The sequence below is a fragment of the Ignavibacteriota bacterium genome, from assembly GCA_016212665.1.
GTDB lineage: Bacteria > Bacteroidota > Ignavibacteria > UBA10030 > SZUA-254 > FW602-bin19.
In genome coordinates this window covers 69,411-82,033 of sequence record JACREZ010000008.1, presented here as the reverse complement: position 1 = coordinate 82,033, position 12,623 = coordinate 69,411, and the positions used below count along the sequence as shown (strand labels likewise).

7 protein-coding genes are annotated in these 12,623 nt (G+C 40.8%); 6 read left to right on the top strand and 1 reads right to left on the bottom strand.

Annotated elements, in window-relative coordinates; all coding sequences use genetic code 11:
• Positions 1–155: 155 nt before the first annotated feature.
• A complete protein-coding gene (locus tag HY960_02870; protein ID MBI5214674.1) occupies positions 156–947 on the bottom strand; it encodes an RNA methyltransferase in 792 nt (263 codons plus the stop codon).
• Positions 948–1,134: 187 nt separating this feature from the next.
• Here HY960_02870 and rfaE1 point away from each other — a divergent pair, with 187 nt between their 5' ends.
• The 6 genes from rfaE1 (at position 1,135) to HY960_02840 (ending at position 12,560) form a co-directional block, all read left to right on the top strand.
• Positions 1,135–2,106: a D-glycero-beta-D-manno-heptose-7-phosphate kinase gene (gene rfaE1, locus HY960_02865; GenBank protein MBI5214673.1), complete on the top strand. Its 972-nt coding sequence runs from the start codon at positions 1,135–1,137 to the stop codon at positions 2,104–2,106.
• Positions 2,107–2,583, top strand: a complete 477-nt coding sequence (rfaE2, locus tag HY960_02860) for a D-glycero-beta-D-manno-heptose 1-phosphate adenylyltransferase (GenBank protein ID MBI5214672.1) — start codon at positions 2,107–2,109, stop codon at positions 2,581–2,583. It begins immediately after the preceding gene.
• Positions 2,584–2,601: 18 nt separating this feature from the next.
• Entirely contained in the window at positions 2,602–7,143 is a 4,542-nt protein-coding gene (locus HY960_02855; GenBank protein ID MBI5214671.1) for a hypothetical protein, read from the top strand.
• Positions 7,144–7,146: 3 nt separating this feature from the next.
• Positions 7,147–9,300, top strand: coding sequence for a ribonuclease R (rnr, locus tag HY960_02850; protein MBI5214670.1), 2,154 nt, complete (start codon positions 7,147–7,149; stop codon positions 9,298–9,300).
• Positions 9,301–9,552: 252 nt separating this feature from the next.
• On the top strand, positions 9,553–11,205 hold the full coding sequence (bshC, locus tag HY960_02845) for a bacillithiol biosynthesis cysteine-adding enzyme BshC (GenBank protein MBI5214669.1): 1,653 nt from the start codon (positions 9,553–9,555) through the stop codon (positions 11,203–11,205).
• Between the two features lie 65 nt (positions 11,206–11,270).
• The gene (locus HY960_02840) at positions 11,271–12,560 is read left to right on the top strand and encodes a hypothetical protein (GenBank protein MBI5214668.1); all 1,290 of its coding nucleotides are present in this window, start codon (positions 11,271–11,273) and stop codon (positions 12,558–12,560) included.
• The last annotated feature ends 63 nt before the right edge of the window (positions 12,561–12,623 follow it).

The following is a 12,623-nucleotide window of genomic DNA, read 5'->3' as shown; positions in this document are numbered from 1 at the left end:
AGCAGCGTAACAAACTGCTTTCTCATCAACATTATTTCCACCCAACGTTCATCTTCCCTCCTCAAATGATTATTATTTTTGCGTCCCTCTCAAGATTCCTCTCTCTAAAATAATAAGAGGCTGTCCTTTTGAGACAACCCCCACTTGGAACGATATTATTTTCTGATGTAGGATAGAAATACCCCGCACGCCATTGCAACATTCAGGGACTCAGCCTTCCCATATTTCTTGATGGAGACTGATTCGTCGGCACAATTCTGTAATTCCTTTGAGATGCCATGTGCTTCGTTTCCGAAAACTAACACCGTCTTCTTGGGAAATCGAACGTCATGCAATTTCGATGGAGCATCAATTGTTGCCAAGATGACTGTATAGTTCTCTTGCTTTAGTTGCCGGAGTGTATCCTTCACATCAACATCGGTTATTGCCGGAAAATGGAATATCGAACCCATTGTCGAACGGACAACTTTGGGACTGAAGAGTTCAACCGAGTTGCTACTGACAATCAAACAATCAACACCAAACCAATCACACGTCCGGATGATTGTACCAAGGTTTCCCGGGTCGTTGATTTGGTCGAGGACAACAATCAAACTTTCTTTCTGTTTTGTAATTGATGTATCTAATTGAATTTTCTTTTGTGAGATGATTGCTGCAACTCCTTGCGATGTAACAGAGTCGGACAATTGACCTAACTCTTGTTCTGCTAGTAGAAAGAGTTCAATCTTCTTTCTTTGAGCAGTGAAAATTAAGCGTTGGGCAGAATCTTTTTGAAGATACTCCTCCGTGACAAACAATGAGTCCACAAACCAATCTGACACGATTGCTTCCTCTACAACATGTTCCCCTTCAACAATGAACTTTCCTTCCTCTTCTCTGTATTTTTTCTGAGTAAGTTTCTTGTACGAGTGTAACTTTGCTTTGGAGATTCTTTGAATTTCTTTCATGGCGAAACGAAGATAGGAAATAAGTGTCTAAATAGAAAAGCATTTTGCAAAAAACACTGAAATCATTTGATTCTATCTTGAGTTCTGCCTATATTCTGACGGCAATTTATTTGTAAAACAACCAAAATAAGGAACATCTGTGCAGGTACAGTTTACGGAACAACGATTACGTTCATTGTTCGATTCGATGCAAAATAAAACAATTGCAGTCGTCGGCGATTTAATGCTCGACAGGTATTTTTGGGGTTCGGTTACTCGTCTTTCTCCTGAAGCGCCGGTTCCGGTTGTGGACATTGAATCGGAGCAAGGACGGCTTGGCGGTGCGGCAAACGTAGCGAAGAATATCAAATCGCTTGGAGGAAATCCTTTTTTGGTCGGTGTTATCGGAAACGATAACAGCGGCAAACAACTTGCTGAAATTGTTCGCGAAAGTGATTTTCCGTTAGAAGGAATTGTCATTGATAATACAAGGCCAACGACCGTCAAAACAAGAATTATAGCAAACAATCAGCATGTTGCTCGCATTGACCGGGAAAGTCGCACAGATATTTCTTACACGATACAAAATAAAATCGTTGAGACATTGCTTCACCACATCAATTCAATTGCCGGAATCATCATTGAGGATTATAACAAGGGCGTCGTGGTGAAAACCCTCATCAAGCAGATTATTGATTTGGCAAACGACCATAAAAAAATAATTGCCATTGACCCGAAATTCAACAACTTTTTTGAGTATAAGAATGTTACAGTATTCAAACCAAACAGAAAAGAAGTAGAAGAAGCATTAGGAACCCACTTGAAAACCGATGAAGATGTATTAAGCGCAGGCAAGGAATTACTTTTGAAATTGCAGGCAGAAAACATTTTGCTCACGCGCGGTCCTCAAGGAATGACCTTGTTTGAATCGAACGGACATATCAGGCATGTGCCGACAAAGGCACGAAATGTTGCCGATGTATCCGGCGCAGGGGATACTGTTATCGCAACGATGACGCTTGCGATGTGTGGCGGCGCATCAGTCTCTGAGGCTTCTGTTCTTGCAAACTTTGCCGGCGGAATTGTCGTCGGCTATGTCGGCATCGTTCCTATTCAAACCGAAGAACTAATGACAACTATTCTTTCTGACTCTGATCATCTTCCAAAGGATATTTCATAGATGGGAAAACTCGTTACACTTCCTGAATTACTTGAAATCAGGAAGACAGCAAAATCACAAAAGAAAACAGTCGTCTTTACAAACGGATGCTACGACATTATTCACCGGGGGCATCTCGAATATTTTTTGAAGGCGAAAGCGCTCGGTGATTTTCTTGTCGTTGGTGTGAACACAGATGATTCAGTCCGGAGAATCAAAGGAGAAAAACGCCCCATCGTTCCCGATGAAGACCGTGCTTTTATCGTTGCCAACCTCTCCCCAGTTGATTATGTTTGTCTGTTCAGTGAGGATACCCCCTTCAATCTCATTCAGGCACTTGTTCCTGATGTGTTGGTAAAAGGAGCAGATTGGAAAGTTGATGATATTGTTGGAAAAGATATTGTAGAACGAGTCGGGGGAAAAGTTTCGACGATAGAATTCGTCCCGACGAAATCAACATCGAATATCATCGAAGAAATTCTCCGGCGTTACCGATAACATGGAATGCTGAAAGTTTTGAAATACATATTGAAGATTCTCGGCGGGCTGTTCGCGATTCTTCTCTTGTTGTTGATTTTCTTTGCCGGATTTTCTCAAACGGATTATTTCAAAAACGGGTTGCGCTCCATTCTCATCGGTGAATTGGGAAAACAATTCAACGGAACGATTCACATCGGGCGACTCGATGGAAACTTCCTCAATAATTTTCAGTTGGATTCGGTCTCTATCTTTTATGGCAATGTTCCCGTCTTTGCGGTTGGAACTGTTCATATCAACTATGACCCGATTTCTTTTTTTCAGTCAACAATAATTATTGATAGCCTAAATATCGAACGACCTCGTGTCACGTTCCTTCGATTGACTGACGGTTCATGGAATTTAGGAAACCTGCTCAAACCATCCGCCGATACATCGAAGGGAAGATTTGAAAAAACAATTGCGCTTAATTATTTCTCTCTCCGTGATGGTATAGTAAGTCTCCACGATTCAACTCAACTTCATTCCGATGATACGACACAATATAATTTTCAACGGGTAGATTATCATAACTTTGATGTAACGAATCTTGATATTTTCCTGAAGGCTACAATCAAAGAGGATGACATTCATGCTGTTATCACAGCAATACGCTTTGCTTCCTCTTCCCCGAAATTTATTCTTGAAAATTTTCGGGGAGATTTTCACATCAATGACCAGGGAATTAAGGCAAAAGATGTTCTCATTAAAACAACAGGCTCGCAAATCAATTTTACCACAAGTCTGAAAGGACAAAATATCTTTGAGGGATTAGACCTCCCGGAAATGGAACACGATACCACTCGCCTCACGTTCTCTGCTAACATTGTGGACTTTGCCGAACTCAAACAATTTCTTCCTGAATTATATTTTCTCGAAGGAAATGCTTCATTGGATTTAGATGTTGGCGGCGAATTCGGCAATCTTAAAATCAGACGACTCAACCTTGATACATATTCAACATCGTTCAAAATAGCAGGCGAGTTAAGGAATTTACATCAACCTGAAAAACTTTACATCAGCGCATTTATCGGTGACTCCAAACTTAATCCTGCAGATGCGAATAAACTAATGCCGTCGTTTCATATTCCTCCGTTTGAACACATCGGGCAAACTTCTTTGTATGCACAGTTCATCGGTTATCCATCAGATTTTCGTCCCACGGTTCAGATAAAAGGAAAATTAGGTACGTTTGAAACAAAAGGTTCGATTGAAATACATGATGGAGTTCCGCAGTATCAACTTTCGCTTTCGACGATTGGACTTGACCTTGCAACAATAACGGGCAACACAGAATTGAGTTCCTATATCACAGCAAGCGGAGAACTAATTGGCGAGGGAACAACGACTGAATATCTAAACAGTGAATTAAAACTTGATATTGATACTGCACAAATCAAAAACTTTATCATTGACCATTCAAAAGTAGGAGTGATAGCAACAGGCACGAATTTCGAGACTGTATCGTTCCTGAACATCAATGGCGCGACGGCAAATGTTAATGCATCGTTGGATTTGAAAACCGAGACCAATCCTGAATTCGCAGTTCAACTTGCACTTTCTTCTTTCGATGTAAATAGATTTTTTCCTGAAACGGAATTCGCAACACGACTGAATGTCACGACGAATGCAAAAGGAACAGGGAATAATTTGGAGAATCTCCACGTAGTCGCTGATATATTCCTCACACCTTCACTTATTAAAGATTACAGAACAGGCGAGGAAGAAATTCACATCGAATTACAGCAAAAGAATGTCGAAAACAAATTATTGAAGGTAGAATCTTCGGTGGCTGATGTTGATATGAAGGGGAGGTTCAATTTGAACATGCTTGCTGAAGAACTTCCATCTAAAATCTCCCGCCTTGTTTCAAGGATTTCGAATCATACAAATCCTGATATTTCCGAAAATAATTCTGAACCTGATTCAGCATTATCAACAAGTACTGATGATTCACTTGACTGCACGTACTCAATTAATTTGAAAAACCTGAAACCTCTTTCATCCATTATTCATGGTAAACCATTCGATGCACAGGCGAATTTCATTGGCAGAATATTAGGAAATTCTGAACAGATTTCTCTTTCAACTGAGGGGAATATTGACGAATGTTATCTCGGAAATTTGAACGATGGCTTTTTTATTCAGCAGACCGGGTTAAACCTGACGCTTTCAGATTTGAGTAACAATCAAACCTTAGATAATCTTGCGTTGAAAATATTATTGGACGGTAAATCATGTGTCATCAATTCCACGAATGTTGAGAATGTTAATCTCGGGTTCGATTACCATGATGCTCTCGGCAGATTGAAATGCTCTGGTACAATTGATTCTTCAACAACCCTCAGATTGCTCGGCAATGTTTCCATGCAACCGCAAACCTACGTGTTTGATTTTGATTCTGTTTCTCTTACGTTGAACGATGTTTATTGGAAAAATAACAATGACGTTCAGGTACGATTAAACAGCGATGGTGTTCGTGTACTTCACGCATTGATGAAGCATGATAACGAATCAGTTTCTCTGAAAGGACTGCTCAACAACGAGGGGGATTTTGATATGAATGCCTCCATTCGTTCGCTTGACTTAAGAACATTAAATCAACTTCTCAGTAAACCGAATAATACTCAACCAAGTAATCTTTCTGGTATCATCAATTCTGATTTTCATATAAGCGGCACATCGAGTGAACCTGTTATTGAACTGCAAGCATTTGCTGATAATGTCATTTTTAAAAAGACAACAATCGGAGATGTTCGTGCAACATTCAATTACAAAAATCAATCAGCAATGATTCATGCAGAAGTTACAACGGCGGAAACAGATTCACTCCCTTCGTTGCTTGTTAACGGCACACTTCCAATAAATCTTTCATTCAACAAGGTTGAGAAACGATTTCCTGATGTGGAACAGAACATCGAAGTACAATCAAATGGATTTAGCGTGGCGATTTTGGAGCAAGTTGTTCCTCAAATGAAAAATCTTACCGGAACATTTCGCGGAGAGGTACTTATGCGCGGAACTCCGCCGCGTCCGATGTACAGTGGTAATTTATTTATTGATGATGCACGCTTCATTTTTTCACCAAATAATATTGTCTATTCAATTTCGGGAAACATTCAACCAAAAGCGGAACAGTTGGTTTTTCATAACATGAAGATTATCAATTTGACTGACCGTACCTTTGAAGGAAACGCAATTGCAAACGGATACCTGACGTTACGGGAATTTAAACTCACTGACTTTGATGTAACAACAAACGGTACAGTGTTAGTCATGAGCGATTCGACAAGAAAGGTTGTACCGATGATGTACGGAGTTCTCCTTGCTGAAACAGATTCCTCAGGAGTTCGATTCAACGGAAATATGGAGAGACCGTTTCTCTCCGGTAATTTATTCGTTCGGGATGCCAACCTTGTCTTCCCTCCACGGAAGAACTCTTTGTCCGACGAATCTGCTTTAACACTCGACTACATTTTTATTGATGATACGTCAAAGGAAATTCTACAAACGGAACAGAGTTCATTGATGAAGGAGTTTATTTTTGCAAGTGATACGGCAAAGAGAAATGCGATGTTCAGAACGGATGAAAGCCGATTGGGCTTTCTCGATTTATTGCGTTATGATTTACATGTCGAAACCCGCGGACCCACTCGCGCACGTTTGATATTTACACCGGCAACGAACGAAGAACTCTACACAGAACTTCAAGGCTCTGTGAAAGCAGTGAACGACAAAGGAACGGCAAATATCTATGGTGAAATTTCCATGACTCCCCGCTCGTACTACAACTTCCTCAAGAAGTTTGATGCGACTGGAACGTTACGCTTCATCGGGCAGTGGGATAATCCCGAACTCAACGTTGTCGCAACGTATGAAGGATTACGGGAAAAACCGCTCACCTCTGCAGAAGCCGATGCAGGAAAACAACCTGAACAACAAAAAGTAGTAGTACAAATTGATATCAAAGGAACCCGTTATGAGCCGCGCCCTGAACTTTCAGTTAAAGTTCAGGAAGAAGGCGAAACTGAATTTAGAAATTGGGCAACGCAGACAAAAGGCGGAGACGTTCAGTCCGATGCAATCTCGTTTATTGTCTCAGGAAAATTTCGCGATGAATTGACTTCTTCAGAACGAGCAGACGTTGCAAACAATCTTGGCAACACTGCCGGCTCGACTGTAATTTCAGGAGTTACTTCTACTTTCCTTTCCGGTTTAGTTTCCGATTTTTTACGACGTGAATTTCCATTCATTCGCAGCGCAGAGGTTACATACAGTGGTGAAAGTTTTCAGGAGAAAGCCGACTTGAGAATCAGCGGCGAGTTGTTCAAAGGATATTGGAGGTTCGGCGGGAGAATTTTTAATGACATCGGAAATGCGAATGTAAATTACCAAATCAGTCTGGGCGAAGTGTTCAGTGTCGGTTCAATTCGGAATTTGTTTATCGAACTTGAACGGAAAGTGGAAAGCCCGGAATTTACTACACAATCAACCAACCCGGTAACTAATGCCGCGCGTGTTTATTACAGAATTTCTTTTTGACTTATGAATTATACTCTCGATGAATTAAAATCACGCGTACTCGATTTCTTAGAAAAACACAGAAACGAGGATTTCAAACCAAACGAATTATTCAGACGACTTTCACTGAAGGATTCCAACAAAATTTATCCTCTTCTGCTTGAAGCGTTAACACAACTCTTTGATGAAAAATTGATAACTCGTCAGAGAAGAAAGAGATATTCTTTTGTTCGCTCGCAGGTCAGTCATCAGACAAGCGGAACATTATTCATGACCAAGCAAGGGCATGGTATTGTTGAGGTCGAATTGCCGGAAAAAGCATCGGTTATCATTCAGCAACGATATTTAAGTACAGCACTTCACGGCGACAAAGTTTCAGTGGAAATTTTTGCCCGACCGACCTCCAAAACTCTCAAGCAACATCCGGCTGAAACGTTAGAAGGTGAAATTGTTGAAGTGTTGGAGCGGAGTAATTTCCCTGTCGTCGGAACGTTTGAGAAGAGTAAAAATTTCTTTTTCGTCGTGCCTGATGACCGACGCATACAGCGTGATATTTATATTCCGAAAGGAGGCACACTGGGAGCCCGTCCCAATCAAAAAGTTGTTGCACTGATTGACAATTGGACTTCCGAGCATCTCAATCCCGAAGGCCACATTATTGAAGTCCTTGGTAATTCTGGTGAAGTTCGGGCAGAGATGGCTTCCGTTGCACGACAATTCAAACTACCACTCTCCTTCCAGAATGATGTATCAAAAGAAGTTGAAGCGATACCCGATGCAATTCCGAAATCAGAAATCAAAAAGCGACTTGACTTGAGAAAACTTCTCTGCTTCACGATTGACCCTGTGGATGCAAAAGATTTTGACGATGCAGTCTCTTTAGAATTACTTCCTGACGGAAACTTTAAACTCGGCGTTCATATTGCGGACGTGAGTCACTATGTTCAAGAGAAAACAAAACTTGATAACGAGGCATACAAACGCGGAACAAGTGTCTATCTTGCCGACGGTGTTGTGCCTATGTTGCCCGAAAAATTATCGAATAATTTATGCAGTCTCCGTCCCAACGAAGACCGGCTGACATACTCAGCGTTCATGACTGTCACTCCTCGCGGTTCTGTGAAAGATTATCAGATTGCAAAAAGCGTCATTCACAGCAAACGCAGATTCACGTATGAGGAAGTTCAATCTATCATCGAAACAAAGAAAGGAGATTATGCAGAACTTGTTCTTCAGATGGAGAGATTAAGTAAAATATTATTGAAGAAACGATTGCGCGAGGGAAGCATTGACTTTGAATCGGTCGAAACAAAATTCAGATTTGATGAACACGGAAAACCACTTGAAATTGTCAAGAAGGTTCGTCTTGACGCGCACCGACTTGTGGAAGAATTTATGTTGCTAGCAAATCAAACTGTTGCAAAGCACATCGGTACGAGTAAGAAAGAAGAAAACATCAAACCATTTGTTTTTCGAATACATGACGCTCCTGATCCTGAAAAACTTGAAAACCTGTCCTCTTTTGTCGAGCATCTTGGTTATAAGTTCAATAAAAGCGGTGTTACAGCAAAAGCACTGCAACAATTGTTGCATGATGTAAAGGGGAAAGAAGAAGAAACGGTGATTAACAATGTTGCAATCCGGGCGATGGCAAAAGCAGTCTATTCCGAAAAAAACATTGGTCACTTCGGATTGGGCTTTAAACACTATTCTCATTTCACTTCCCCGATTCGCCGCTATCCCGATTTGCTTGTTCATCGTCTGTTGTTCGAGTATGAACATAAAATGTCGCATGCCCGTAGAGAGCATTTCATCAAGAATCTTCCCGACATGTGTGAACATAGTTCAATGATGGAACGAAACGCGATGGAAGCGGAACGGGCATCCGTAAAAGTAATGCAGGTGGAATACATGAAACGGCATCTTGGCGACGAGTTTCATGGCATTATTTCCGGTGTTACTAATTTCGGAATGTTCATCGAACTTACCGATACACTTGTTGAAGGACTGATTCGCCTGCGCGACCTTGAAGATGATTATTATATCTTCGATGAAAAGAAATATTCACTCATTGGCAGACGAACAAAAAAGCGTTACCGTCTTGGCGATAAAGTTAGTGTCAAAGTCGTTCGTGTTGACCCCGAAAAAGGAGAAATTGATTTTCTGTTAGTTGATTAACTGCACCACGACTTATCAACCTTCTATTGTATATTTCTCAATTCTTCATCTTAGTTGCAATCATGCATTCAAGTAAATTGCAGACAAGATGATACATCAACAGTCAACGCTATAAACTAATTCAAACTGTACTTAAAGAGGTTTGAACAAGAACGATTTACTTTGACAAGAATAGCATTTTCTGAATGATTTCGCTTGTTTCTCGTTCTTTGAAAGAGTATATTTTGCCACAAATTTATTCATTAAGAATTCATGACCGATAACTACTGTATTAATTTCTCTTCTCTTCCCCACTCAGGCGAAGGTTTCTCAGACTTATTCTGCGACTACGTTGACAACTATTCCAAACTACAAAATTTCTTCGCACTTGATTTCAGAAAGAGAAATCTCTACGCAAAACTTGCCGAAGATATTTGTAAACGATTTACAAAACGAACCGAGTTAGTTTCTTTACTCCGGCAACAAAATGATGCGTTCATGTCCAATACAAAAACGGCAGAACATATTCAATTATTTTCTGAATCAAATACCGTAGCGATTGTTACAGGTCAGCAAGTGGGAATGTTGGGCGGACCACTCTACACGATTTACAAAACGATTACCGCTATTAAACTTGCAGGAGAATTGCAAGCGCTTCTCCCCGATTTTCATTTCGTCCCGGTATTTTGGCTTGAAGGTGAAGACCACGACTTTCAGGAAATGAATAACATCGGTTTGCTTGATACGGAAAATCAACCGAAGCGCATCGAGTACCTTTATGGTGGAACAGCATCCGAGAAAAACATCGGGGCTATCGGGGAAGTAGTGTTTGATGAACATCTCAAATCTTTTTTTGAGCAAATCCAAAATACTCTTCTCCCTACTGAGTTTCGTCAGCCGGTGCTTGATACTTTGCAAGCAAGTTACAAGCCTCAGGCAAATTTCAATTTCGCATTTGCAGGTTGGATGAACTCACTCTTCCCCGATGCAGGACTTGTGTTCATTTCATCAAACAGCAAAGAAGCAAAGCAACTGTTGAAACATTTGTTCGTGAAGGAACTGAACGAGTTCCCGGCAATGACTCAGCGAATTATTGAACAAAGTGCGAGACTTGAAGATGATTATCATGCGCAAATAAAACCTCGTGCGTTAAATCTCTTTTGCTTTCATAAAGGTGGCAGATATTTAATTGAACCGCGTGAACATGATTTCAGTCTGAAAGGCATCCGTCAATATTTCTCGAAAGAAGAAATGCTGAAATTTGCTGATGAAACTCCGGAGTTCTTCAGCCCGAATGTTGCTCTCCGCCCCATGTGTCAGGATACACTCCTTCCGACTCTTGCGTATGTTGCCGGACCTTCTGAGGTTGCATATTTCGCTCAACTGAAAAGCGTTTATTCGTACTTCAATATTCCAATGCCGGTTATCTACCCTCGCGCAAGCGCCACACTTCTTGAACAACGGCAAATCTCAATCATGAACAAATACGGTCTGAACATAGAAACGTTTTTGAAGGATGCGGATAAGGTCGCCTCAGAAGTTATCAGCGCGCTTTCGGAAGTGAAGGTTGATGATTTATTCGGCGATGCGACACGGAGAATGTTCGACATTGCCAACGAATTGAAGTTCGGACTTGAAATGATTGACCCGACACTCATCGGTCCTTTGGAAAACACGCAGGCAAAACTTGAAGAAGTCCTCATGCTTCTCAAGAGTAAAGCAATGGAAGCACAACGAAAGAAACACGAAGTTGCCTTACGGCAAATCAGCCGTGTCTCCAACAATGTTTTCCCGGACGGCACATTTCAGGAGCGATTTCTCAATCTCTCATATTTCCTGAACAAATATGGCTTGCACTTTCATGAGCGCCTTATGACTGAATTATCAATCGAAGAATTCAAACATCAATTCATACCGGTGACATAATACTCTCAACCTGTGTCAACCAAATTTACCCACGGAGGTCTAACCTTCATATAAAAGAAAAATCTATGATTAGCCATATTTCATCTCTTTTTCCATCCACTGCATCGAAAATTCTACTTCTTTGCTTTCTTACATTCTCTTTTCAATCGCTTCATGCACAATCAGACACGACTGATTCAACGTCCGACATTATGAAGCAAGCGCTAAGAATCTTTCTTGATTGCTCAAACTGCGATGAAAAGTTCATTCGGACAGAAATGAAGTTTGTCAATTTCGTTCGGGATAGAAACGAGGCGCAGGTTCACATTCTTGTCACCCGGCAAACAACCGGAAGCGGCGGACGAGAATATACAATTACGCTCATCGGAAAAGAACGCTTCCTGAACGAGAACGATACTCTCCTGTATAATTCACAAAAAACCGATACCGATGAAATGACCAGAAACGGTTTATTGAAAACAATAAAACTTGGTTTGATGAAATATGTTGCCAAGACTCCTCTCGCAGATAAAATCTCCATCTCCTTTACAGAATCGGGAAAGGAACAAGAGAAGGTAAAGGATGCGTGGGATTATTGGGTTTTTTCTCTCCGCATTAATGGGAATCTCCGTGAAGACCAGAACAATGTATCATCGTACATGTACGGGAATATTTCTGCAAACCGTACCACTGCTGACTGGAAACTCAGTCTTTCAACCAACCTCAACGAAAATAAAAGTCGCGCCGATTACTACGGTGATATTTATGAAAGTTATTCAGGGAGTAAAAGTTTATATGCCTTAGTCGTTTCGAGTATCAACGATAATTGGTCGGCGGGAATGTCTGGCTCGGTTTCCTCATCCACGTACAGTAATTTGTTTCTTGCTTATTATTTCGCACCTGCAATTGAATTTGATTTGTTTCCCTATTCGGAATCAACACGAAGGCAGTTACGAATTCTCCAACGAATAGGATACACATATAGAAAATACCGTGAAGAAACAATTTATGATAAAACAACCGAACATTTGTTCGATGAGAATCTTGAGATTGCATTGGAACTGAAACAGGAATGGGGAACAATCAGCACTTCTGTTGAAGGTTCGTTTTACCTTCATGATCTTTCCAAGAACCGGGTGCAGGTTTGGGGAGGGCTTTCGATTCGAGTCTTTGAAGGACTATCGTTCAACATTGATGGATTCTTCACCAGACAACATGACCAACTCTCAATCAGAAAAGGACATGCTTCGTTACAGGATGTCCTTCTCCAACGCCAGCAAGTTGAATCAGGGTATGAATACTATACGTGGTTTGGAATGAGTTACACGTTTGGATCAATTTACAACAATATTGTCAACCCGCGTTTTGGTAATTAATCCATAATAAGTTTTGTCGTGTTACTAAAATTCTAAAGATTATTTTTTGTAACAATAAAAAAG

Excerpts from the sequence above, each read along its gene's own strand:
- HY960_02870 (MBI5214674.1), bottom strand. The coding sequence starts at position 947 with ATGAAAGAAATTCAAAGAATCTCCAAAGCAAAGTTACACTCGTACAAG.
- rfaE1 (MBI5214673.1), top strand. The coding sequence starts at position 1,135 with ATGCAAAATAAAACAATTGCAGTCGTCGGCGATTTAATGCTCGACAGG.
- rfaE2 (MBI5214672.1), top strand. The coding sequence starts at position 2,107 with ATGGGAAAACTCGTTACACTTCCTGAATTACTTGAAATCAGGAAGACA.
- rnr (MBI5214670.1), top strand. The coding sequence starts at position 7,147 with ATGAATTATACTCTCGATGAATTAAAATCACGCGTACTCGATTTCTTA.
- bshC (MBI5214669.1), top strand. The coding sequence starts at position 9,553 with ATGACCGATAACTACTGTATTAATTTCTCTTCTCTTCCCCACTCAGGC.
- HY960_02840 (MBI5214668.1), top strand. The coding sequence starts at position 11,271 with ATGATTAGCCATATTTCATCTCTTTTTCCATCCACTGCATCGAAAATT.